The organism is Evansella sp. AB-rgal1 (genome assembly GCF_041820985.1).
Lineage (GTDB): Bacteria > Bacillota > Bacilli > Bacillales > Salisediminibacteriaceae > Evansella.
The window spans coordinates 32,563-56,158 of the sequence record NZ_JBGUAU010000030.1; the positions used below are offsets into that span (position 1 = coordinate 32,563).

At 35.6% G+C, this 23,596-nt stretch carries 24 protein-coding genes and 1 pseudogene; 10 read left to right on the forward strand and 15 right to left on the reverse strand.

Translation table 11 applies throughout. The annotated features are described in order from the left end of the window. The first annotated feature begins 173 nt into the window (after positions 1 to 173). The 5 genes from nirD (at position 174) to ACERII_RS20680 (ending at position 4,958) form a co-directional block, all read left to right on the forward strand. Entirely contained in the window at positions 174 to 497 is a 324-nt protein-coding gene (nirD, locus tag ACERII_RS20660; RefSeq protein WP_373644827.1) for a nitrite reductase small subunit NirD, read from the forward strand. 36 nt (positions 498 to 533) lie between these two features. Further along, positions 534 to 2,705 carry an assimilatory nitrate reductase catalytic subunit NasC gene (gene nasC, locus ACERII_RS20665; RefSeq protein WP_483867434.1) on the forward strand — a complete coding sequence of 724 codons (2,172 nt, stop codon included), beginning with the start codon at positions 534 to 536 and terminating at the stop codon, positions 2,703 to 2,705. 62 nt (positions 2,706 to 2,767) lie between these two features. Further along, the gene (cobA, locus tag ACERII_RS20670; RefSeq protein WP_373644828.1) at positions 2,768 to 3,550 is read left to right on the forward strand and encodes a uroporphyrinogen-III C-methyltransferase; all 783 of its coding nucleotides are present in this window, start codon (positions 2,768 to 2,770) and stop codon (positions 3,548 to 3,550) included. Between the two features lie 18 nt (positions 3,551 to 3,568). Continuing rightward, positions 3,569 to 4,342, forward strand: a complete 774-nt coding sequence (locus tag ACERII_RS20675; protein WP_373644830.1) for a sirohydrochlorin chelatase — start codon at positions 3,569 to 3,571, stop codon at positions 4,340 to 4,342. After that, positions 4,335 to 4,958 (forward strand): precorrin-2 dehydrogenase/sirohydrochlorin ferrochelatase family protein, encoded by a 624-nt coding sequence (locus ACERII_RS20680; protein WP_373644831.1) that lies wholly within the window; start codon positions 4,335 to 4,337, stop codon positions 4,956 to 4,958. The genes ACERII_RS20675 and ACERII_RS20680 overlap by 8 nt, the downstream gene beginning before the upstream one ends. Here the strand turns inward: ACERII_RS20680 and ACERII_RS20685 are convergent. From ACERII_RS20685 to ACERII_RS20710, 6 genes are all read right to left on the reverse strand, one after another. Beyond that, complete coding sequence (locus ACERII_RS20685) at positions 4,955 to 6,616, reverse strand: YndJ family protein (protein WP_373644832.1); 1,662 nt, start codon at positions 6,614 to 6,616, stop codon at positions 4,955 to 4,957. The genes ACERII_RS20680 and ACERII_RS20685 overlap by 4 nt on opposite strands. A 6-nt stretch (positions 6,617 to 6,622) precedes the next feature. Next, entirely contained in the window at positions 6,623 to 7,303 is a 681-nt protein-coding gene (locus ACERII_RS20690; protein WP_373644833.1) for a DUF4166 domain-containing protein, read from the reverse strand. Continuing rightward, positions 7,300 to 8,202, reverse strand: coding sequence for a DoxX-like family protein (locus ACERII_RS20695; protein WP_373644835.1), 903 nt, complete (start codon positions 8,200 to 8,202; stop codon positions 7,300 to 7,302). Before ACERII_RS20695 ends, ACERII_RS20690 begins: the two co-directional genes overlap by 4 nt. A 375-nt stretch (positions 8,203 to 8,577) precedes the next feature. Beyond that, positions 8,578 to 10,806 carry a PAS domain S-box protein gene (locus ACERII_RS20700; protein ID WP_373644837.1) on the reverse strand — a complete coding sequence of 743 codons (2,229 nt, stop codon included), beginning with the start codon at positions 10,804 to 10,806 and terminating at the stop codon, positions 8,578 to 8,580. Positions 10,807 to 11,126: 320 nt separating this feature from the next. Then, positions 11,127 to 12,227, reverse strand: a complete 1,101-nt coding sequence (locus tag ACERII_RS20705) for a Gfo/Idh/MocA family protein (protein WP_373644838.1) — start codon at positions 12,225 to 12,227, stop codon at positions 11,127 to 11,129. 20 nt (positions 12,228 to 12,247) lie between these two features. Beyond that, a complete protein-coding gene (locus tag ACERII_RS20710) occupies positions 12,248 to 12,478 on the reverse strand; it encodes an excisionase family DNA-binding protein (protein ID WP_373644839.1) in 231 nt (76 codons plus the stop codon). Between the two features lie 241 nt (positions 12,479 to 12,719). Here ACERII_RS20710 and ACERII_RS20715 point away from each other — a divergent pair, with 241 nt between their 5' ends. The 4 genes from ACERII_RS20715 (at position 12,720) to ACERII_RS20730 (ending at position 15,457) form a co-directional block, all read left to right on the forward strand. Then, a complete protein-coding gene (locus tag ACERII_RS20715) occupies positions 12,720 to 13,253 on the forward strand; it encodes a MauE/DoxX family redox-associated membrane protein (protein WP_373644840.1) in 534 nt (177 codons plus the stop codon). A gap of 42 nt (positions 13,254 to 13,295) precedes the next feature. Continuing rightward, positions 13,296 to 13,853: a thioredoxin-like domain-containing protein gene (locus ACERII_RS20720; protein WP_373644841.1), complete on the forward strand. Its 558-nt coding sequence runs from the start codon at positions 13,296 to 13,298 to the stop codon at positions 13,851 to 13,853. A gap of 631 nt (positions 13,854 to 14,484) precedes the next feature. Beyond that, entirely contained in the window at positions 14,485 to 15,078 is a 594-nt protein-coding gene (locus ACERII_RS20725) for a hypothetical protein (protein WP_373644842.1), read from the forward strand. A gap of 73 nt (positions 15,079 to 15,151) precedes the next feature. Further along, on the forward strand, positions 15,152 to 15,457 hold the full coding sequence (locus ACERII_RS20730) for a hypothetical protein (RefSeq protein ID WP_373644844.1): 306 nt from the start codon (positions 15,152 to 15,154) through the stop codon (positions 15,455 to 15,457). 176 nt (positions 15,458 to 15,633) lie between these two features. Here the strand turns inward: ACERII_RS20730 and pssA are convergent, their stop codons facing one another. After that, positions 15,634 to 16,329 (reverse strand): CDP-diacylglycerol--serine O-phosphatidyltransferase, encoded by a 696-nt coding sequence (gene pssA, locus ACERII_RS20735; RefSeq protein WP_373644845.1) that lies wholly within the window; start codon positions 16,327 to 16,329, stop codon positions 15,634 to 15,636. 229 nt (positions 16,330 to 16,558) lie between these two features. Between pssA and ACERII_RS20740 the strand changes: the two genes are divergently transcribed. Continuing rightward, on the forward strand, positions 16,559 to 16,690 hold the full coding sequence (locus ACERII_RS20740) for a DUF4023 domain-containing protein (protein ID WP_373644846.1): 132 nt from the start codon (positions 16,559 to 16,561) through the stop codon (positions 16,688 to 16,690). A 50-nt stretch (positions 16,691 to 16,740) separates the two neighbouring features. On the opposite strand, the pseudogene ACERII_RS20745 reads toward ACERII_RS20740, so the two are convergent. The 8 genes and pseudogenes from ACERII_RS20745 to ACERII_RS20780 all read right to left on the reverse strand — a co-directional run. Next, positions 16,741 to 17,529 (reverse strand): annotated as a pseudogene (locus ACERII_RS20745) (family 1 glycosylhydrolase); the annotation flags it as partial. Positions 17,530 to 17,745: 216 nt separating this feature from the next. Next, positions 17,746 to 18,555: an Fpg/Nei family DNA glycosylase gene (locus ACERII_RS20750; protein WP_373644847.1), complete on the reverse strand. Its 810-nt coding sequence runs from the start codon at positions 18,553 to 18,555 to the stop codon at positions 17,746 to 17,748. A gap of 83 nt (positions 18,556 to 18,638) precedes the next feature. Further along, a complete protein-coding gene (locus ACERII_RS20755) occupies positions 18,639 to 19,109 on the reverse strand; it encodes a hypothetical protein (protein ID WP_373644848.1) in 471 nt (156 codons plus the stop codon). Positions 19,110 to 19,123: 14 nt separating this feature from the next. Next, the gene (locus ACERII_RS20760) at positions 19,124 to 19,900 is read right to left on the reverse strand and encodes a hypothetical protein (protein ID WP_373644850.1); all 777 of its coding nucleotides are present in this window, start codon (positions 19,898 to 19,900) and stop codon (positions 19,124 to 19,126) included. A gap of 163 nt (positions 19,901 to 20,063) precedes the next feature. Further along, the gene (gene rlmD / locus ACERII_RS20765; RefSeq protein WP_373644853.1) at positions 20,064 to 21,452 is read right to left on the reverse strand and encodes a 23S rRNA (uracil(1939)-C(5))-methyltransferase RlmD; all 1,389 of its coding nucleotides are present in this window, start codon (positions 21,450 to 21,452) and stop codon (positions 20,064 to 20,066) included. 141 nt (positions 21,453 to 21,593) lie between these two features. Continuing rightward, complete coding sequence (locus ACERII_RS20770) at positions 21,594 to 22,082, reverse strand: CBO0543 family protein (RefSeq protein ID WP_373644855.1); 489 nt, start codon at positions 22,080 to 22,082, stop codon at positions 21,594 to 21,596. Between the two features lie 25 nt (positions 22,083 to 22,107). Beyond that, positions 22,108 to 22,650 carry a hypothetical protein gene (locus ACERII_RS20775; RefSeq protein WP_373644856.1) on the reverse strand — a complete coding sequence of 181 codons (543 nt, stop codon included), beginning with the start codon at positions 22,648 to 22,650 and terminating at the stop codon, positions 22,108 to 22,110. 12 nt (positions 22,651 to 22,662) lie between these two features. Then, positions 22,663 to 23,391, reverse strand: a complete 729-nt coding sequence (locus ACERII_RS20780; RefSeq protein WP_373644858.1) for a hypothetical protein — start codon at positions 23,389 to 23,391, stop codon at positions 22,663 to 22,665. Between the last annotated feature and the right edge of the window lie 205 nt (positions 23,392 to 23,596).

Consider the following 23,596-nt stretch of genomic DNA (forward strand, 5'->3'; position numbering starts at 1 on the left):
GCTCGGTAACTCCCCACAGGAAAGGAGTGGACTGGAGCGAATGGAATACCAACCAACAATGTGAGTATTCCATATTAGTCTGATACACGTATTTTCAGGTAGACAAAACAAAATAGCTTAATATATCTTCCGCCAGTGGCAGAAGAATCACAGTTTACAAAGGGGCTGAAAACATGAGTAAAGTAGAAGAAAAACAAAAGATTCAAGTTGCTCATCTAAACGATCTTCCTCTTCAAGTTGGGAAAGAAGTTATCATCGGGGAACACGAAATAGCACTATTTCGATTATCAAACGGCAAGATTAAAGCAATTGAAAATCGATGTCCACATAAACAAGGTCCACTATCTCAAGGAATTGTGAGTGGCGAGTATGTTTTTTGTCCATTACATGATTGGAAAATTGATGTTACCTCAGGGGAAGTTCAAAAGCCTGATGATGGATGCGTAAAAACATACACAGTAGAAGTAATAAATGACATTGTATACGTCCTTATATAAAGACAGCATCTATCACAGGAAAAGGTGTGAGATAAATTGAGTGATTTTCTGAAACATTTCCGTTCCGAACAACTTGAAAAAAGTACAGAAAAAGTGATGTCAACGCAATGCCCTTATTGTAGTGTTCAATGCTCCATGGAATTAACAGAAGAACGAATTATTACACGGAAACGTTTTAAAGCAAAACCAAATAAACTCGATCCAACTTCCCAAGGACGTTTATGCATGAAAGGGGTTAACGCTCACCAGCATGTCATCAACGGAGAACGTGTAACCCACCCTCTCCTAAAAATAGATGGAGAATTTGTGAGAGTACCTTGGGAGTTAGTTAATGAATACATTGCAGCTCAATTTAATGAAATCCAAAGCGAATTTGGTAACGACGCAATCGGAGTATATGGTGGTGGCTCGTTAACGAATGAAGAAGCTTACCTTCTAGGGAAATTTGCTAGAGTGGCCTTAAAAACGAAGCATATCGATTATAATGGAAGATTTTGCATGAGTGCTGCTGCATCAGCTGGAAATGCTGCATTCGGAATAGATCGTGGCTTAACCAACAGTTTAGAAGAAATCCCTGATGCAAAATGTATTATACTTGCAGGAACAAATATTGCAGATTGCCAACCTACGATCATGCCTTATTTTCGAAAAGCGAAAAAGAACGGTGCCTTTATCATCGTAATCGATCCACGAGTCACAGGTACCTCTAAGTTAGCTGATTTACATTTGCAAGTAAAGCCAGGTATGGATTCATCTGTGGCAAACGGTATGTTGAAGGTAATCTATGAAAAGGGTTTAATTAACAAGGAGTTTATTGAAAACCGTACGAATGATTTTGAAACGGTAAAACATGATTTGGATTCAATCGATCTAGAAAAAATGGCAGCTCTTTCTGGCGTGCCTGTTGATCAAATTACTCAAGCTGCTCTTGCCTACGGAAAAGCTGAAACAGGATTCATCTTTACAGCACGTGGTGTAGAACAACATGCAAATGGCTACGAAAATGTTCGTCAGTTTATTAACCTAGTTTTAGCTACAGGAAAAATAGGAAAATACGCTTGTGGCTATGGTGCGATTACAGGTCAAGGAAATGGTCAAGGTGGAAGAGAACATGGGCAAAAAGCAGATCAACTTCCTGGTTATCGATCCATTGAAAACGATGAACATCGAAAGTATATCGCTGACGTATGGGGAGTGGAAGAAACCACCTTACCACGTAAAGGAGTTTCGGCTTACGAACTGATGGAAAAAGTGGATGAGGGAGAAATACAAGGAATGTTCATTATGGCTTCCAATCCCGTTGTATCTAATCCCAATGCTATTTTAGTAGAAAAGGCATTACAAAAACTAAAATTCCTTGTTGTTGTTGATATGTTTATATCTGAAACTGCAAGATTAGCAGATTTAATCCTGCCTTCTTCTAGTTACCTTGAGGATGAAGGTACCATGACGAACTTAGAAGGCCGAGTTGTGTTACGCCAAGCTGAACGTCCAAAACCCGACGAAGCAAAACATGATTGGGAAATCTTACGTGACTTAGCTGGCACTCTTGGGTATCAATCCTACTTTTCATATGAATCTGCGGAAGATATTTTTAACGAACTTCGAATTGCAAGCAAAGGCGGAATTGCGGACTATTACGGAATAACGTACAATCGTATAAGAGAACAAGGGATTTTTTGGCCCTGTCCAGACGAAAATCATCATGGTACCTCACGATTATTTGACGATACGTTTGTCCACGGAGATGGGAAAGCATTGTTTTATCCACTCCAACGGGCTATAGTAGAGAAATCAAATGAAAGCTATCCACTTTCATTAACTACAGGAAGACTCATGGAGCACTATTTAACGGGAGTTCAAACAAGACGAAGTTCTGAACTACTAAAACGAGCAAAAGAACCGTTGTTAGAGGTTCACCCCGATACTGCCTTTCGGTATAACATTCAAGATGGTGAATTAGTGGAGCTTCGTTCACCACAAGGAACCATGGTTATTCGAAGTAAGTTTACAGAAACTATTCGCAAAGATACAATCTTCGCTCCCTTTCATTGGGGAGACTCTCAATGTATTAATAGGGTGATAAAACCTTTGCTAGATCCTTTTTGCAAGATGCCTGCTTTTAAGGTATGTTCTGTTACTATTTCACCGCTTATCGTCAAAAATCCACTCAAAAATAATGATCTTGTTCATGAAGCCGTAGATTGACAATAAACGAAGTCTATCTACTTCACATAAACTAGTTCACATCCTGTAAGGGGGAAATTACAATGAATACAGGGAAAGTATATCTTGTTGGTGCGGGTCCTGGTGATCCTGATTTAATTACTGTAAAAGGTGCAAATGCGATAAAGGCTGCCGATGTGATTGTATATGATCGACTAGTAAACAAAAAGTTACTAGATTATGCAAAACCATTAGTGAAATTGGTGTATTGCGGCAAGCTTCCTGACCGACATATTATTCCTCAAGAAGAGATTAATAAGATCTTAGTAAGCCACGCTCTACAAGGAAAAACCGTTGTCCGATTAAAAGGCGGAGATCCTAGTATTTTTGGTAGAGTTGGGGAAGAAGCGGAGTTTTGTGTAGAAAATGGGATTTCCTTTGAAATTGTTCCAGGTATCACCTCTGGTATTGCAGCATCTACTTACGCGGGTATTCCTTTAACTCATCGAGATTTCAGTTCTTCCTGTGCTTTTATTACAGGACATAAGCGCACAGATGAGGTTCGAAAAGATATCCAATGGGATAAACTTGCAACGTCCATAGATACCCTTGTATTTTATATGGGCGTTGGAAATATAGGAATGATACAAGAGCAATTGACAAAACATGGAAGATCACCTAATACTCCAGTAGCATTAGTCCGTTGGGGCACAACAGAGGAACAAGAAACTTTAGTAGGAACATTACAAGACATTGTAAGAAAAGTGGAAGAGGCACAGTTTCGCTCCCCTGCAATTATTGTGGTAGGTGAAGTGGTGAAATTACGTGACAAACTTGCATGGTTTCAAGAAAAGGGAGCGTCTATGGTAAAATTAGCTCATGCTTAAGTACGGAAGGTGAAAACAATGAAACCAATAACAGTAAATCATCAAAAAAACAAAGGAATCTTAGTAGTAGCTCATGGGTCTCGTAATTCAAGGTGGGTTGAGTTTATTGAGCAATCTATTTCAAACTTAGAAATCAACATTCCAATTACAGTTGGATATTTAGAGCTAGTGGAAGGTCGTAGTATTTCTGATGGTGTTCGCAGATTAGAAAAACAAGATGTAGAGCAAATATATGTTATTCCATTTTTCGTTTCCTCTGGTAGCACTCACTTAGATGAAATTAAATATTCTTTAGGAGTAACAGAAGAACCCATACTGGAGACAGACCTTCCACTAGTACATCCACAAGCAGAAATCATCTGGGGAAATGCAATGGATGATCATCCATTGATTCTAGAAGTCTTGCAAGAACGCATAAAGGAATTGAGTAAAAATCCAAAGGAAGAAAGTTTACTTTTAGTTGCTCATGGTAGTGACCGTGCTTATTTCCAGCCTTTTTGGGAGGAAACTTTGCAAAAAATGGTAGATCATTTTACTACTATATTTGGTTTTTCAAAAGCTGGGTTTGGTACCATCTTACCACCTACGATTTCAACAGAAGCGACCAAGCTAAGTGATAACGGCGGTAAAAATATTGTAGCTGTCCCTGTTTTTTTAAGTGAAGGATTTTATACTTCTAAGAAAATTCCTGAAAAGCTTGAAGGTATTCCTCATTTTTACAACGGAAAATCATATCTTCCTCATCCGTTAGTAAGTTCTTGGCTTCAAGCGGAGGTGGATTCCTTTGTCTAACTTCACTCCTTGCATGGTAAAGCTAGCAAATAAAGATTGTGTTGTTATTGGCGGGGGAAAGGTTGCAGCAAGAAAAGTTATCTCATTATTACATGCTAAATGTCATGTTAAAGTAATTAGTCCTGAATTGTGTAGTGGATTAAAAGAGATTATCGATCAATGTACGTACGAAAAACGTATGTTTCAAAAGGACGATACACGAGGGGCTTTTTTGGTTGTGGCTGCAACAAATAGTAAAGCTATCAATATGGAAATATATAAAGAATCCGTCGATTCGGTACCCTTTTTAAACATTGTTGACGATCAGCAATTGAGCAACTTTTTTCTACCTAGTGTGGTAGAACGCGGTCCACTACAAATAGCCATTTCCACTACAGGAACCAGCCCTTTAGTGACGAAAAACATAAAACAGAAGGTGGAAGCTCTTTTCGGACCAGAATACGAACCTTACCTAAAGATAATTGGTGAACTAAGAAAAGAAATAATAGAAACAGTTGGAGACTCTGATGAAAAAAAGCGACTGCTCCTCAAACTATCTAGTGAGGAACTACTCGTCGCTTTTCAAGAAAATGATGCTGTTGGAATAGATAATTTCATTTCCGACTTATGGAATTAATTATTTTTCATAGGAAATATCTTATAGTTTATCGTTAAGCAACGAAAGCCGAAAAATGTCAGGTCATGTTTCGCTGTTAACTTCCCTTCACTGGACACTTGAATATGAAACGATTCTTCCATAGGAAGTCTACTAGTTACTTTCTTTATTGTTAGATATATACCCGCATGACCACAGTAGTTTGTGGTCTTTTTACTCGTTAAAATGAGACCATTATCTTCATCGTTCTCCACACGTAAAATACCGGTCATAACAGATTTAGGCAATGGCAAAGCAATATTCATATACCGCTTATCTTGATGATCGTGGTGGGAATAAATAGCAAAAAATATTGTTTTATCTGTTTCCTTATCTTGTCGCCACCACACACGGGGTTTCACCCGTCCATCCAGCTCTTGCTTTATAGCGTGAATCGTACCTGTCATCTCCTGCTCTTGTTCATCCTTTAAGTACGGCTGTAAATGAAGCTGCCCAATATCTCCTGTGATTTTATGATATAGCTTGGATAGCATTCGAAATCCACAATGCCAAGTTGTTGTAGCTACAAGCCGAAATTTTGTTGTATCTTCATAAAATCGCTGAATACTAGGGTGTACTAGGAGAGGATCAAACTCATCACTTTTGAATTCTTCTATACTATCTATCAAACAGGTAACGTACGAATCCCCTTTAACAAAGCTAGGGTCCAGCCTTCTTTCTCTCATACGACTTATGGGTATTGAATAATACTGATCTCGAGGTTTTACATTTAACATAAACCAACCTATGATCCCAACAAAAGCGTACCCAAACGCATTGCCTACACCATGAAAAAGCGCCATATCAGGAATCGTTAATAAGAATGGACCAAAGGTGATTCCATAGCTGTATAAAAAGGATAAAGTCATAGTTCCCACTAAACAAATCGAAGAAACCCCCACACAAAATCTACCTAGTCGAGACCCTTTTCCTTTCAGCATGTACCATATTGTAATAACACTGAGCCAATACAAAACACCAACATAGAAAACCACAGAGAGGAACTCGGCAAAGCCTCCAAATGTAATACCTGCTGCAACGATCATAGGACCAGCCAAAACAGAGATCATGATAAAGGTAAGTCCTCGAAGCTTTATATCGTTACGATAAAAGTATCTTCCTAACAGTCCTGTAAAAATCGGAAGAATAAATGCAGAATAATGAAAATGAATGGCTGTTAATAATACAATTACGGACGGAAATGGTAATCCTTCTACGGCAAAACGATGGAGCACAAGCCACCCTCCACCTAAGATTGTATAAATAAAAGCCCCATCTATCATCGTTTCTTCTAATGGAGAGAGACCCCTATATATCAATCTACTTACACCATAAATGCCTAACAATACTGTATAAGCCAGCCAACCTATCGCAAACACGCCAGAAAGCACTCCAGGTGCCATCACCAAACTTATTGAACCGAGTAACGCAGCTGGTACTTGCAATAAAATTGTAACCTGAAACAACTTATAAATAAACTCGTTTTCTAATCCACTGGAAGTAATTTTTAGAGCAAATGGAACAAGTATTAAAAATGAAAAAGCGAGCAATGATTCAATAAGCTCGATAGAAAAAATAATCATTATCATAATCCATAGAAATGCCCCTAAACATGATTGGATACTTAGTCGTTTTTGCATCTACACCTACTCCTGCTCTGAATATCTTACTGGATACAAACTATCTATATTTTTTAATTCGGATAGTGTAGCGAAAGATAACTTAAAACTCCCCTTATACTCCACTAGTTTACCGAATACAGGATGTTCCACTAGTACATGTATTGTAATTTCCCCGTTTTCTTTGTTTACTTCCTCACAAATTGTTGCATAAGGGGAAGCCCATTTCGGTGCAACAACTCGTTTCCCTTTATATACAAAGTACGCCCGATCAGAAGTAATCTCTAACCCTCCAGTTTTTGTTACTCGAAAAAATAACGGTGATACTAATCCTTGGCGATTACCTAAATAGTCGATTATTCCTTTTCTCTTCTCACTGTAGACCATTGTGGCATCAAATGCTCTCGTCTTCTTTGGAAAACCGAATCGTCGGACCCACGAAACTGTTTCCCGCCCATATGGATCTTTATATGCGAAATTAATGATTGAAAAGGGGACATTCTCCCCTCTTTCTGGGAATAAGAGATTCCGTTTCGTTGCTAGTAAAAATAATGGTTTTAATAAAAATATTCCTCCTTCTATTAATGTCATTGTTCCTCTACCAATAGCATATTGTCCTGATTCACTAAACAACGAGAACTTTTTTTGTAAAAGGGGGTGTAGCTTACTAAAGTCATCTCCTAGCTCTTTTTCATAAATGGAAGTCATTTTTGTGCCCTCCGAATACAATTTCTTGCTATTGGTAAATCAACTTCATTTATAATACCAACAACTCCTAACACAACCATTGCTATATTAAGCGTAGCTGGATTAAAAGGAAGAAGATATATATCTAGATTCGTAAATAATGCTCCTAATCCTAGAAGTAAAACAAACAAGCTCGATAATATAAACAGTAGTCTTTTTTTTATGGGTAACAGAAATAATAAACCTACTATGATCTCTAGTATTCCAATCACTCTTACAGCGTAATGTTCCACTCCCGTAAACACTCCCGCTTCCTGTAAAAGTTGAATTTCTCCTGTGTGGGGAAATAGCACTTTGGGAATTAAACCTTGATATATCCATATGAAAGCTAGAACGAAACAAATAAGCATATTGGTGATAAGGCGTCTTATGGACTGCTCAGGAGGTGTTCCTTTTTCAATCCATAGCTTTAACGAGTCAAAGCTCCAAGCTGTTGCCCAACCAATAAGAGGACGGAAAATCACACGATCAAACAAAGCACCAGCAAAACCAAAACGAGTGTCATAATCATATTTTGTATAGAAGCGAATTCCCTTTTCTTTCTCTTCATATTTCCAAAAGCCGCTACCTTTCTTAATTAATGAAATACTTTGGTCTGTACCAAATTCCAAGGTGGATAATCTAGATCCATCTTGAAGTTGTTTGGAGCCTCTACTCCTCCCTTCGCCTTCAATTGACATACCAAAACCTATATTTGTTTTATATAAAAATGGTTGTATCCCATCTTCTTTTGGTAAATAGGTGATACTAGAAAAACGAAGATCCCACCTTTCGTGTAACTCCGGTTCTTGCGTGTATTTCCACACATCAGAAATTGTTCCATCAATAGACGTTTCTACATAAATTGGTTTTCTTTTCAAAAATACTCCTCCATGCTATAAAATTACATTACACAAACCAACCAAGTTAGTTATTCAAGATAAATTAACTACCAATGAGATAGGATATGTTCAGGGTAGACTTCCATGAAAGTGAACATTTTCACCATGGCGGATGAAAATACATTATTAGATGATTAAGTAACATCAACTTTATATGGAATGAGCGTAAGTCCACGAACTCCAGTGGGAAGTAGAGTAGAGGCGAGACACCGTAGCGACGTAGTCGTGAAGGTGGCTCGGCAACTCCCCACAGGAAAGGAGTGGACTGGAGCGAATGGTATACAAACCAACAATATTAGGAATACTAGATAAGTTAACCACCAATTGAGATTACGTATTTTCAGGGTAGAAATACTAATGCGCTATCGTTTTCCTACTCGGAGAATATTCAGCTAGTGGCAAAAAAATCTCCACTTTCGTTCCAACATGTAACGTACTTTCAACCTTCACATAACCACCATGACGTTCAATAATTTTTTTACTAACCATAAAGCCTAGACCTGTTCCTTTTTCTTTTGTAGTGTAAAAAGGCTCTCCTAATCGTTCCAATATATCTGAAGAAATACCACACCCTTCATCAATAAAGGAAATAGATACTCCCTTTTTATTTTCACTGCAAAGCTTCATAACCAGTGTTCCACCATCAGGCATTGCTTCAATTGCATTTTTAATAAAATTGATACACACTTGTTTAATTTGATTTTCTTCACAATAGACATAGGAATTACTCGTGTCAAAATCCGCAATAAAATGAACGTCTTTTAATATTGCTTCTGTTTCTAATAACAGCTGGATTTCTGACAGTAAAGATACAATATTAGTCCTCTTATAGGTAACCTTTTGTGGCTTTGAGAGAATAAGTAATTCACTTATGATAGATTCAATACGTTCTATTTCCGATGTAATAATCCCATAAAACCTTTCTTCTCTTTTATACCCAGATCTCATTAAATGAATAAAACCCTTAATCGTAGTCATTGGGTTACGAATCTCATGGGCTATTCCTGCTGCTAATTGACCAGCTATGGAAAGTTTTTCAGAGTTTCTCAGCATCTCTTCCGCTAGCTTTGCCTCTGTAATATCTCTTATAATTACCGCCCATGCAATTATACTTCCATCATCATTTATAATTGGAAATCCTGAGATATCAACATGGATACTACTACCGTCTCGCCTTATTCTTAACGTTTCTATACTATTAACAGATCCACCTTGCTTAATTATTTCCGTATTTTGTTTAATAAGATTAACACTTTCCTTCGGGTTAATGGGAAGCTCATAAAAATTCATTCCTACTAATTCTTGCTCTTTCCAACCAAATATTCGTTCAAAGGCTTTATTAACTTTCTTCAACTTACCTTCCTCATTGTAAATAATAATTGAGTCAATATTATTATCATAAAAGGATTCAAGCTGATTTTTTGTTACTTGTAGTTCTCTTTCTGCTATTTTCTTCTCGGTAATATCTCGGGCTACGCCATATACACCTACAACCTTCTCATCTACAATAATAGGAATGTTCGTCACATCAAAAATAAGGATATCACCATTCGTATTAATTGCATTCATTTCATACATCTGAACTCTTCCTTTTTTCGCCTCCTCAAAATGATTCTCCACCTTATTTAAAAAACTAGGTTCGACAATATCACGGAAATTAAATTTATTCAATATCTCTGACTTTGGAAGACCAGACTTTTCTACAAAAGATTGATTTACCGATATATAGTTACCATCAAGATCTAATGAATATATGAGATCATGATGGTAATCAAACAAGGATCTATATCTTTCTTCGCTTTCTTTTAATTGAATTTCAGTATGTTTTCTATCGTTAATATCTCGTGTGAAAGCAATGGTGTATAGAAGTTCCTCTTTTTCATCTGTTATCACTCCACCGGTCGTTTCAAACCAACGATAACCCCCATCTTTGCATCGTAAGCGAAAACTAAATTTTTCTATTATATCACCTTGTAATTTTCGTTTTTGTTTCTCGTAAACACTAGGTAGATCATCAGGATGACAAAAAGAAAAAGGAGTTTTCCCTAACATCTCAAAAGGCTCATACCCTAGGAGTCTTGTACACGCTGATGATACAAACACATATTCATGGTTTGGGCGATGGATGGAGATGATGTCCAATGAGTTTTCTGTTATTATCTCGAATTGTTTACCCATTTCAAGCAACTTTACTTCTGTATTTTTCTGTTCTGTTATATCCTTAAGTTGAGAGATAAAGTACAACGGTTTCCCATGTTCATTTCTTGCAATAGAGACACTTAGCAATACCCAAACAATGATGCCTTCTTTATGATAAAACCTTTTTTCAAATTGATATGCATCTTTTTTCCCATCAAGCAACTCATTCATATATGTAGTATCTTTCGATAAATCCTCATGATAGCTATACTCTGCAAAAGTCATTTTAGATAATTCTTCTTCCGTATAGCCAAAAATGGAAAGGTATGAAGCATTCGCCTTGATAACTTTTCCCTCTAAACTCACTATTGCCATTCCAATTGGAGCGAAATGAAATGCTTGCATAAATAATGAATTTTGATCTATCTCATCATGATTATTCATTATTACATCCCCCCTAAAGACTCTCATAGTCTGGCCCTTAAAAATATTCAGATAATTATGTAATAACAAATTTCGATATAAAATACCTAATATCCTGCAAATAGTAGGTTATTCTCTTATTTGGTAATAAAAGGAGCGAAAATAAATCCCTCTATTTACCATGAATTTGATCTTACTTCCTTATTTCTGATCCTCTTAAAGAACTGGTGAAGTTTTTATCCCAGAAATCCCATGTATGTCGATAACCTTTCACTTGGTGGTAAAGATCGCAAACTGGATTCCCTTCATAACTGAATGATAATGAACATAATGCCACGCCATTAGGATATCCCACCTTCAATTCTAGCCCAAGGCTGTTCTATCGTAGAAATAGTTTCCCCTGTGTGTATTGCCTTTTCTATCATTAATCCTATATATTGATCTTGGGATGCCTCTGCTAAACTATAAAAAGAAGGTCCTCCTGCTACAAACTCCCCCATTTTTTTCAGGCAGGTAGCAATTGCAATTTCATCATCAAATAGACGTGCTGGAGCAAAAGGATTTCGATATAGCCAACTTTCCCCTAACAAAACCCCTTCAAGATAATACCCTTCTAGATTTTCCTTTTCTCCTCTAGAAATTCTTTTTAAATCTGAATATATGGGTGTTTTATAATCTAGTAAGTATTTAACAGAGTCATCGAAGATTTCCCCTCGTTCTCCGCGAATACTCACATGATTAGATCTTATCCATGAACGATGCTGATCCTTCGTGAAATCATAAACTCCTAGTTTTCCACCAAATTGAAGCCAAGCCATATCTCTTTGAACTGTTATGTGCTGCTCCTTCTTTGGTGGACCACTTCGACCAGGTCCTCCAATAATCGGAGAGTGAAATTTCATCCCTTTAATTACACAGTTTTCAAAGCCTATTCCTAAATACTTTCGAATTAAGCTAACACCATGATAATAGTGAGATATGGACACAGTAGTTTCTGAAATATTTCCTATTCGTCCTGACTTTATTACAGAAAGTCTGCTAGCATGATTTGGTTGTAAATGGTATTGCTCCGCAACCTGTACTTTCGCACTCGTTTTACTAACTTTTTCATATAATTCAACAAGGCTTTCAAGATCAGATGCAGGAGGCGTTTCCGCTAAAACTGGAATCCCCATTTCGCTTAGTTTAATTAGATATGTAGTGCTTATTGATTTGCTAACAGATAACACCACAAATTCTGGTGATTCATTTTCCAGTAGCTCTTCTACGTTTCTATATGTCGTAACATTCCATCTCTGTTCTAACTTTTTGCCAATGTCTTCGTCTCGTACTACCATGCCACTAACACGAAACATATGTGGAAGTTGCTTTGCTATTCTTAAGTAAAACTGTGCACGAAAACCAGAGCCACCGATGATACTAAATGATACTACATTTTCCAAAGTAGACACCTCTTGTCATGTTAATCTTCATCCTTCACATCAATATCCTCTGGTATAGGAGTATTCAATATTTCTTCCACCAACTCTTTATACTTCTCCATTTGATCTAGATGAGTTGTAAACTGCTCCTTATTAACTAAAAACTGTTCCCCATCATGAACAGCACGGATTTTTCTTTGAGTTATGAGGCTCTCAACATATGATTCTGGAAGCTCAAGAAATTCAGCTGTTTCTTTTATTGTTAGGTACATAGTAATCCATCCTTTAAGAGTTTCACCGAAAAAGGGAATTGACCTTTTGTCTCCTCACCTTTCTTCGTTTCTTACAACTATTATAATGGACTTGTCCAAAGGAAGTAACTGTAATTACAAAATTAAAACTTCATTCAAGCGAATAGATTCCTTCCCCTAGCTCAAGTATTGCCTAATACAGACCCAATCACATTTATTTACAAAAGACATATTGTATAGAAACACAAAAAAAGGTGAGTACATGCTGAGTTATATTAACGGTTTTATTATTATTCATTTGACATTCCTCTTTTTCTTATCAGCTTTAGGCAAATTATTTTCACTTAGACAGTTCAATACATTTGTTAATGAATACAAGATACTTCCGAGACGACTTACAAATATTATTAGCCCTTTAATTCCACTACTAGAGCTTTTAGGTGCTTTGTTAATATTACTCTCTCATACAGTGTGGTTTGGATTAGTACTCCTAGCAATTCTAGTTTTAGTTTTTATAACAACGATCCTATTCATTTTGAAAGAAAAACGAGATGTGTATTGCGGGTGTTATGGTAGGTGGATTAATGCGAAAGTAGATTTGTATACATTATTTAAAAATATCTATTTATCATGTCTTATTATTTTTTTAAGCCTTTCAATCCCTTCGTTCGGTATTAACTATTCATTCATCTCTGTACTTACTGGTGGGATAGTAACAGCAATTCTTCTAAGCACGCACTACTATTGGCAAATCTACAAAGAAAGATTGAAGAAGCTTCATGAAGTAAGAAGTTAAGTATTATTTATCGTAATTTTATTTAAATAAAGGAGCTTGATAATGGAACAATTTCTATTCTTTTCTGTCATTGTCCTGTGGGGCCTATTCCTATTAAACTTCTTTTTATTGTTTCTTCTCTTTCGTCAATTCGGAGAAATTTATTTAAGTTCAGGGGATGGAATCGCAAAAGATGGTCTTCCTATTGGAAAGTCACTTCCTAAGGATGATCGAATTTATTCCATGAAGGAAAAACAACATGTTTATTTACAAGAACATATAACAAAGTCTAGTCTACTAGTTTTTGTATCATCAAACTGTAAACCTTGCCAACAATTATTGAGAGAATGGAATAGTGCTTATCATAGTAATCAACACATGATTAATTGTATGATTGTCTTCATTGGTGAAGACAATAAAGTTCAAGATTTGATTAGAAAATACTCTCCTGAAGGGCAATTGTTTTGGGATAGGAATGATAGTTTGTTTCATCGTTTTAAGATTAGGGTAACACCCTTTGCTATTGCTATCGATGAACAAGGGATAGTCCGAGATAAAGGATTATGTGGAACAAAAGAACAAATTAACATGTATGCTCAATCCATATTAAAAGATGGATAGGACTGGAACGAATGGATTTCATTTCAACAAGGTTGTCAGTTCTATATTGATTATTCCAGTTACAACACGCATTCTCGGGGCAGAAAAGAAAGAAAAGTTGAGAAAGGAGAAGTGACAAATGCTAAGTTTAGCAAATGAAAAAACTAAATTATTTTATATGACCATAGCAAAGTGGATTAGCAAAAGTGCATATGTCGATTCTCTATATGATACCTTGTTTCATAGGGTTTTAAGAATATTTCAATTCCCTCCATTAGGGTTCGGTCGAAAAAATCGTTCATGGTGTGAACTTCACCAAAACCTAGGTTATTGTCGGCAGCCGAATGGAAAATTTTGTTCCCAGGAATGTAAAGATGGTTATGGATTAGAAACAAAATGTCCTCCAGGATATAGACCTTCGCATTCATGGGGTTATCGAGTTACAGGTTGTTGGTGTGACACATTTCGTGGTAGGAGTATTGTTTGTTGTGATTGTACACCAGTAACTAATTCTCCTTATCAGCCAACTACCGAAGATTGTGGCTGTATGCACTATTTAGACTAGTAGGTGATGATATTGGATATGATACTATTGGCATTTATAGCTTTTTTCTCTGGCATATTGACGATTAGAACTGCATGAGGTATAAATGTGACTTTAGCAGTCAAACCCTTCGGTGAAGGGAAAAAGAAGGTATTTTTATTTAATGCATTTATTTTTACATTATTATCTTCCATTTCAGGTGCTATCTTCGGCCTTATAATATCAGCTATTTACTTTCTGATTTCGATGTTGCTATCTCCTATTATAAAGATATTTATTCTTACTATTTTCGTTATCCTCTATATTCTAAACCAAGTAAAATTAATATCAATCCCAATTGCCCAGATAAAATGGCAGATACCAACCAACTGGGTAAACTTTACGCCATATATTAATATGGGGATATGGGGAACCATTTTAGGCGCAGGAATATTCACGTATACGCCCTATGCAATCTTTCACTTGAAATATATGTATCTAGGTTTTTTTCATCTACCGTCTTTTGGGTTAGTGTTAGGGTTGATTTATGGATTTTCTAGAGCATTTGTCTCTATATGGGTAGCCTATCAAACATACAAAAATCCAAAGCTCCACTCTATTTTTATAAAGAGTATATGGACAAGAAAAGTTCAGTTTGACTACCTTCATATCTTAGCTTTATTCATTCTTTTACTTGGTTTGTCTTTTCAAATCCTCTCCTAAAATTAGAATTACCTCTACAAATCCTATATAATTTGTAGTGACCGTTCTTACTTTAGAAAGGGGTAAATAATAAATGACTTTATTAGCGACACATCAATGTTATGAAGTGAAACAAGTTGTAAGTCCTCTAGAGAAACGTTATGAGGAACATTTTTTTGATATGAATCTATACGATGATATGATAACTGTGAAACATGACAAATATCCTATTACTACCATCTTTGATATATCCTATCGTAGAAAAGAGGAACAAGGAGCAATCGGATATATTTATTTGCATACAAGCCGCGGTGTACGAACATATTATATTAAAGAAGAACCAGCCTCCTTTATTGATGCTTATATACAATTAAAGGCTACTCGACCAGAATTACAATGAACAAAAGCGGAAGCGCCAAAGATCGCGAGCGACCAGCAAATAACCTGCCAGAAGGAGCAAGTAGGCGCTTAATCTGGACTTCTTTCCATGACACAACTAGTTATCCATAGGTCAAATAATATAGTTACGCCTAAAAAAGAAAAAAGTGTCACAAAACGATTTGTGACACCTTTTTCTTATTCCTCATTCTTTCCTCTTTTCCCTTTAACAAAGCGATATGCAACGTAAGCTATATACAAAGGTGTAGCAATGTATATAAGATAAGGAAATTGACTATAAGATCCACGATAAATAACAATCAACAAACAACCAATAAAAATCGTAACGATAGTACCATATTTCGGTAATGGAATTTCTTTAAAACTCGGAATTTTAATTTTACTTACCATTAAGAAGCAAAGCCCTGTAAAAATTACGGTTGTGATAATTTGTGGAATTAAATCTCCAAATAACGTTAGGAGTGCTAAAATACCTCCTGCGGCAGTTATAGGTACTCCTGTAAAATAATTCAATGATGATTTATTAGTGCTCACATTAAACCTTGCTAGACGGTAAGCACCAAAGAGCGGGAATAATCCTGCGACCGCAAACCCTAATATTCCGAACTGAAAGAAATATGTATAATACACCAAGAAGGAAGGTGCTACACCAAACGTAACGATATCAGCTAAGGAATCTAGTTCCTTCCCCAAAGTACTATCGGCTTTTAACATTCTAGCTAGTCTTCCATCCATACTATCAAGCATCATACCAATTAAAATTAATATAGCAGCATTATTATATTGTCCATCAGCAGCAAAACCAATGGATAAAAAACCACAGTATAAATTCCCTAACGTGAACATATTAGGAATCATTTTTGTAAACCTCATGAATAGTAACTCTCCTTTTCCGTTCGAGGTACATGGTAAATCATTTTAACTAAATTATCTTTTTAGGATTTCACACCATGGATCAGAAAATACGATGTACCTTTATGATAACAATTATAACATCTATTGTATTCCTTTCTGTATAGCAAATGAAGTGTAATTTCTTACTAAGTATGTTTTTAAATACTCTGGATAAAGTAAAACTATGATATAACAAAGGAGGATACAAATGGATAGCACACATGAATTTGTAGAGAAATTGCATGAAAAACAAGCAAAAGATGAACGAAACAAAGAAAGACAAGGTCATAAGAATGCTCCGAAGGAATTACCTAATAAACAGCATAGTACAAATAAATAAAATAGGAGAAGGTCACTGAAAAGTAGTGTTTACTTTTTCGGTGACCCATACTATAAATATCTTCCTGTTTTTTTCGAATTATACTTCAAAGAATTATTATTAATTGTTTTTTTATACCAATAGAAACTGTCTTTTTCGTTCTTTCTTGTGTTCGATAATTAACATGAACTATTCCAAAAAGCATTGTATAGCCTTCTGCCCATTCATAATAATCTAAAAGCGACCAAGTTAAATATCCTTTAATTTTTACACCATTATATTTTGCTCTGTTCAAAGCAGTTAAGTGCTGCTTTAAGTTATTTATTTTTTAGAACCCATCTGGATATATATTCCAATCAATATCTATTTTAGAATATCGTATGTCCACTCTTTCGTGATCAAACAACCAATTATCTTCGGTATGACGTCCAACACTTCCTCTATAATAGTTAATACCTAAAAAATCGATAGGCTGATGAATCAAATCCATATCCCCATCTATCACGTTGGGGCTACTCCTTTTTTTAAACCAATCATCCATAAATTTTGGATAAGCACCTTTAAAAACTGTATCAAAGAACCCACTCAATAAAGAATGCACCTGCTCTTTTACATGCATCTACGTCTTCATGCTTGTCTGTGTATGGTTCAATCCACTCCATGTTGGGAGCAACTCCTATTTGACCTTCTATACCCAGTTCTCTGAATTTCCTAACAATTTTTCCATGAGCAACTAGTAAATTATGTGCTACATCCATAGCTATTTGTAAATCTTTCTTCCCTGGTGCATGTGCTCCAATGAAATTAGATAAAAATGAAACACACCATGGCTCATTAATTGTAATCCAGTATTTCATTTCCCCTACTTCCTATCTTTTGGGAAATGTATAATTGCCATATTATCTGTACACCGCTCTACTTTCGCTTTTTTCAATATAATTATGATCTATTTTTCATTGCGTTATTAAAAAATATTTAAAGGCTTTAACTATTTAGTAAAGCGCTTTCGAAATATATTCTGTTAATTATAAAATTAGTTTACTAGAAATGCAATATTATTGGGCCTAACAAAGCTGTTACGTTTGACATAGAGGACAATAAAATGATTTTTGGGAAGATATTTTATCCCTCACAATAACCCCATTACAACGATGACATGATTCCCCTTCCCTATCATAAACATAGCAGTTATCATTATACCTTCCAGTTACTTTGTCCCCTTTAAAGACAGGTAACTCCATATATCCACCAAGTATAATTCCTCTAAGCAAAATGGATTGAATACTTTTATATAATTCTATTTTTTCTTCATCTACTAGGTCGCTTATTTTTTTCTTGGGTAATAATTTCGCTTCAAAACAAATTTCATCGGAATACAAATTTCCTATTCCAGCTAGAAACTTTTGGTTTACCAACGTGGACTTTAATACACCTCTACGTTTAGCAATTACTTGTTGAAATACTTGTATGGAAAAGGACGGGTCTAATGGTTCTGGACCTAACTCAGATAGCGTTTTTTCTAACTCTTCATTTGATAACAAATGTAAGAAACCTAATCGTAAGCCGATGAAAAATAAATTTAGATTTCCAAAAGAGAGTGTTACTTGTTTCGTTCTATCAATCTCATCGTTTCCTAAATCTAAATAAATCAAGCCACCGAGCATAAGATGTAAAAGCAGATTTTTTCCAGAATCTAATTTAAAAATTAGGTATTTTGCACGACGTTCGACTCCCGTTATTTTTGATCCTTGGACCTCCTCTCGAAATCTCTTAACATCTAGATTCACAGATTTCTCTCTTGTAACTTCCACGTTAATAATTGTTTTACCACGAATCTTTTCATTTAATAAACGTCTATAGTTTTCCATTTCAGGTAATTCAGGCATTTGTGATCCCACCTATGTGTTTATCTTGAATAACTATAACAACCACATTCACTACTTCCAATTGTATGTATTACTTCCCCCCTTTAACCTGCATTGTTCTTGACTTTCGCTACTCCTAACGCAAGATTTGACCAGAGGATATTTTGTACTACCTCACTTTTGCTTTCATTGCACTCAACAATAAGTACTACTTCCGTAAAAGAAGAGGGTAACTTTATGCTTTCTTTCATCTTTCGCTTTGTCAAAAAGTAATCAATAACAAATCCTAAAAAAGCCCCAAATGCACATCCAATCAATCCCCATATAATTGGCCCCCACGTTAGTACAAACCCATAGCTTGCTCCAAGAACTGCAAAAATTGTTCCTAGTGCTGCAGCAATATCAAAAAGACTAACCCCATCAGAACGATGAATACTATCAAACAGTTGCTTATCATTCCTTCTTTTTTCGAATGGAACAGCCAATATTTTGTCTTTTGTAATCCCGTTATTCTTTAACTCCACAATTGCTACTTCCAGAGATTCATTTTGTTCAAATGAAGATACAACTAACATAAATTCACCCTAATTCATAAATTATTTATTTTTAAATCATACAGTTGATACTCTCTTTTTAAATACTCAGCTTGTTCCGTTTTGTATAATTTGTTATATTCAACAGCCAATGTATAAGCGTCATAAAGAGCAAATCCATATAGAGATGGGAGAAATAAAGCCCATTGAATATCAAGGACATTGGTAGCTTCTGAAAAATTCCCTAATAATGTTAGATGGAGTCCAGTTAAGATATTTGAAAAATACGTGCATACAATCCATACTAGCAATAGAAAAAATCCAGTTGGTATCCTTTTTAAATACAAATGCCCCATACCTGGCATTAAAATAGACCATAATAGTGCAAGTCTTGGTTGTCTCCTATCTAAAAAGTTTAAACCCATTGCGGTTAAGTTAAATGGAACAATCGGTGCTTTTTCTTCACTCGCTAGAACATATAGCTTATTAATATCTACTGTTTTTCGATATGAGTCCCAAATGGAAATAATGTAAACGGGAATATAGAGAAGTACCCACCTTGTATTAATAACTTCCTTTGCTAAGTCAAATTGTCCGGTAAAGGAGTAAACCATTGATAGGTTGATTTTCGAGTTTACATTTATTACTAATTCCCAAATAAAGAGAACAAATCCCTTAGTATAAGCACCATGCATTAAATGCCCCATACCAGGAAATGCCGCAGACCACCATGCAGGAACCCAAGGGGTCTTTAATTGAATTATATTTGTGTTATAGGAACTGACGTATGCACGGTAATAACGGGCATTTTCAGTAGCTTTGCTGTTATTCATATAAGTACCTCGATTTTAGTCCTAAATTTACTAATATGCATTTTCTATACCAGATCAAAACCAATAAATATTTAATATTACTGTTAATATAACCAAGAAGTACATTTCTTATTTTTTATATAAAAAAAGAATTAGGATTCATACATCCTAATTCTCTCTAAATTCATCTCTCTAATAACGCTACACATTCCACCTGCGCTGTTTGGGGAAACATGTCAACAGGCTGTAATGATATGAGTTTATAGTCTTTGCTTAAATCATTCACATTCTTCGCCAATGTTGAGGGATTACATGAAACGTAAACGATTCTTTTCGGTTTGATTCTTAAAAGTGTTTCAATAAACGTTGCATCTAAGCCTGTTCGAGGTGGGTCTACCACGACAACATCTGGGTGCCATCCCTCATTCTCCCATCTAGGAAGCCATGTCTCTGCTTTTCCAACAACATACTCAGCATGCTCTATGCCATGTGCTTCAGCGTTTCTTTTTGCATCCTCAATAGACTCCGCGATGACGTCCATTCCTCGCAACTCACGCGCACCATCCGCTAACCAGAGACCTATAGTACCAACACCACAGTAGGCATCCACAACTTTTTCTTTTCCTGTTAAAGATGCTGCTTTTTTCGCTGCATCATACAACTTTTTTGTTTGGATTGGATTTAACTGAAAGAATGCACGTGGTGATAAGTTAAATCGAAATTCACTCATCGTTTCCTCTATTTTTTCCTTACCATCTAAAATAATTGATTCATCACCAAAAATGAGAGACGTTTTTTTCGGATTAATATTTTGTACAATAGATGTTACATCTGGCAATCTTCTCTTTATTTCTTGAACGAGTAAATCTACTCTTGGTATCTCTCTCTTTGAGGTTACGAGTACTACTTGATATTCCCCTGTTTCAAACCCTACTCTGGTTATAATCGTTCGAAGAATTCCAGAATTCTTCCGCTCATTATATGGATAAATATTCATATCATTAGCAATTTGCTTTACAACATTTGTCACTTTATTTGTTTGAGGGTGCTGAACGATGCAATCACCTATATCTACTAGCTTATGGCTATTGGAACTATAGAGCCCAGCAATCATTTTCCCATCACGATGCCCCACTTGCATCTGACTTTTATTTCGATAGTTCCATGGATTATCCATTCCTATAGTATTTTGGAATGTAATCTTGTCTATATCAATTTTCGTATATCGTTCAAATGCTTGCCTGACAATATCCTTCTTCTCCCGTAGTTGTCCTTCATACGATAAATGCTGTAATTGACATCCACCACACTCTTTATATACTGGACAAGGAGGGGCAATTCGGTCAGCAGATGGCTTTCGAAGCTTTACAATTTTACCTTGGGCAAACTTCCCTTGAGCTTTTGTTACTTCGCATACAATTTCTTCTCCTGGAAGAGCTCCAGGAACAAACACGACTTGCCGCTTAAAAAATCCTACTCCCTCTCCATCAATACCCATTCTTTTTATTGTCAAAGGAAACCGTTGACCTTCCTTTATTTTCAATTGATTACTTTCTGATCTATTACCCTTCACGTTTCCACCCCTGCTATAATTACATATTATATATTCATATTCATTATTTCACTTTTGAGTTAATAAAAAAACCATAGTGCATCATTATTAAAACACTTGGTTACTGAAAAACCAAGTGTTTTAATAAAATACATTATTCATTCATATTGATTTGCCTTCCCCATCCTTTTGGAAAAACCAGCAATAATAAACTCGAGCAAAATAATACGTCATCCAAATGGAAATGAAACTCCAATACCATCTCCATTTTGGATATTTTATTAACTTTGTGTATTTCACTGCATAAATCTCAAATAAAATAATGATGGATGTATGGAAAGTATAGTATAGTCCTCTATGAAATAAGCCTTTTCTTTCTGGAAAGTAAATATTAAAAATAGAACATAATGCTGGATAAACAAAATACTCGAACGTAAAGCTAGCTTTATTAGCTTTTTTGAATATTCGTACAGGATATTTTATTAGCCCTTTTTCTACTACTACCAACCCAAATAACCATGTTATTACTTGTTTAAATAGAAACGATACGTGAGCTTCCCGTATTTTATTTTTTGGAATGAATAGTAGGAGTAATACTGCTGTTACCAACCACGACATTGTTAATATCATTCTTTCTTTTTTATAAGCCATAACCCGCCTCCAACTGTCTCGTTTTTTAATATACACCGTCTTTATATTCCTCTTCAATCACTTGTAATCCAAGTGTATAATGATCGAACAGGATTTCCTTCACCAACGTAACCCGTTCTTTCGCACAGTGAATGATGAGCATTACTTCACCACCCTTACCTTTCTTCTTCTCCAGCTTAAACTGCTTCTTCCTTATCCATAGATCTAAACTGAAACCGAGACCCCATCCGAAAAATAACCCTATTAAGCCCCATGCCACAGGGCCCCAGGATAGAACAAACCCGTAAATTACTCCAAATAAAGAAAATACCGTTCCAAAAGCAAAAGTAACATCTAGTAAAGAAAATCCAGAACTTCGAATAATTTCACTGTTCTTCTTTGGCTTTTTCTTCTCCGTTAATGGAATTGAGAAAATATTATCTTTATTTATTCCATGTCTCTCTAACTCTTTAATTGCCATTTCTAGATAAATCGAATGATCAAAGGATGCTACAACGTTCATTTCATCAACTCGTTTCGAGAAAAAGTTCGTTTTACTTTTAAAGGATGGTTGTTGATAATTTTCCATTAAAAAATAACTTTATTGCTTTGCCATTAATTTGTTAAAGCTATCACATTGTAAATATGCATCATATGGTGCAAAGCAATACATGGAAGGTACAAAGAGAGCCCATTGTGGATTAATAACCTCGAATACCTTATCGAACTGTCCTAAAAACGTGTAATGAATACTTGGTAATATGTTTGAGAAGTATACAGCTATCACGAACCAAACAAGGATATAAAAACCTGTTGGAAGTCTGTTTGCATATAAGTGTCCTAATCCTGGCGTAATCAGAGACCAAAAGATCGCTAACCACGTTTTTCTCTTATCTAAATAATTTTTTTCCATTGCAGAAAAGGAAATGGAATCTACCTTTGCAACAGACCAGGACATATCAGCCAAAAGAGCGTATTTGTTTTGGTCAATCGCTACGCGCCTACTGTCCCATATACTGTATAAATAAACAGGAACATAGAGGAGTATCCAATTCAAATCTAATACATTGATAGCTGCTTCGAAATTCCCAATAAAAGTATACATAATTGCAGTATTTAGCTTAGAATTATAATTCACAGTGAACTCCCAAACAATTAACAGAAATCCTTTTATGTACTTACCTAACATCACATGCCCATAGCCAGGAATCGCTGCAGCCCACCACATTACGACAGTGGGATTACGAAATTGCACGATGTTGGCATTGGTTGGTGTCATTAAACCTTTTTTATAGCGTTGATCTACTTGTGCTGTAGTATTTTCCGACATATCTTTTCACACTCAGTTCATCGGTTTTATGTATATATTTTGCTATATCGTTGTTTTTATCCATTCTAATCAAAGAAGATAGTACCTTTTGGTTGATTGGTAAAAATTAAAAGTAACTTTAATAACATGTTATAACCACACGATATACGTGGATTCTTGTTCTCACATAAGTCACCGAGTTACGTCTTTCCTTAACTTGGCAGCC

Excerpts from the sequence above, each read along its gene's own strand:
- ACERII_RS20700 (WP_373644837.1), bottom strand. The coding sequence starts at position 10,806 with ATGAATAATCATGATGAGATAGATCAAAATTCATTATTTATGCAAGCA.
- ACERII_RS20750 (WP_373644847.1), bottom strand. The coding sequence starts at position 18,555 with ATGCCTGAATTACCTGAAATGGAAAACTATAGACGTTTATTAAATGAA.
- ACERII_RS20710 (WP_373644839.1), bottom strand. The coding sequence starts at position 12,478 with ATGTACCTAACAATAAAAGAAACAGCTGAATTTCTTGAGCTTCCAGAA.
- ACERII_RS20760 (WP_373644850.1), bottom strand. The coding sequence starts at position 19,900 with ATGAATAACAGCAAAGCTACTGAAAATGCCCGTTATTACCGTGCATAC.
- ACERII_RS20775 (WP_373644856.1), bottom strand. The coding sequence starts at position 22,650 with ATGGAAAATTATCAACAACCATCCTTTAAAAGTAAAACGAACTTTTTC.
- ACERII_RS20715 (WP_373644840.1), top strand. The coding sequence starts at position 12,720 with ATGCTGAGTTATATTAACGGTTTTATTATTATTCATTTGACATTCCTC.
- ACERII_RS20690 (WP_373644833.1), bottom strand. The coding sequence starts at position 7,303 with ATGACTTCCATTTATGAAAAAGAGCTAGGAGATGACTTTAGTAAGCTA.
- ACERII_RS20780 (WP_373644858.1), bottom strand. The coding sequence starts at position 23,391 with ATGTCGGAAAATACTACAGCACAAGTAGATCAACGCTATAAAAAAGGT.
- pssA (WP_373644845.1), bottom strand. The coding sequence starts at position 16,329 with ATGAGGTTTACAAAAATGATTCCTAATATGTTCACGTTAGGGAATTTA.
- ACERII_RS20685 (WP_373644832.1), bottom strand. The coding sequence starts at position 6,616 with ATGCAAAAACGACTAAGTATCCAATCATGTTTAGGGGCATTTCTATGG.
- ACERII_RS20740 (WP_373644846.1), top strand. The coding sequence starts at position 16,559 with ATGGATAGCACACATGAATTTGTAGAGAAATTGCATGAAAAACAAGCA.
- ACERII_RS20755 (WP_373644848.1), bottom strand. The coding sequence starts at position 19,109 with ATGTTAGTTGTATCTTCATTTGAACAAAATGAATCTCTGGAAGTAGCA.
- cobA (WP_373644828.1), top strand. The coding sequence starts at position 2,768 with ATGAATACAGGGAAAGTATATCTTGTTGGTGCGGGTCCTGGTGATCCT.
- nirD (WP_373644827.1), top strand. The coding sequence starts at position 174 with ATGAGTAAAGTAGAAGAAAAACAAAAGATTCAAGTTGCTCATCTAAAC.
- ACERII_RS20720 (WP_373644841.1), top strand. The coding sequence starts at position 13,296 with ATGGAACAATTTCTATTCTTTTCTGTCATTGTCCTGTGGGGCCTATTC.
- ACERII_RS20730 (WP_373644844.1), top strand. The coding sequence starts at position 15,152 with ATGACTTTATTAGCGACACATCAATGTTATGAAGTGAAACAAGTTGTA.
- ACERII_RS20675 (WP_373644830.1), top strand. The coding sequence starts at position 3,569 with ATGAAACCAATAACAGTAAATCATCAAAAAAACAAAGGAATCTTAGTA.
- ACERII_RS20770 (WP_373644855.1), bottom strand. The coding sequence starts at position 22,082 with ATGGCTTATAAAAAAGAAAGAATGATATTAACAATGTCGTGGTTGGTA.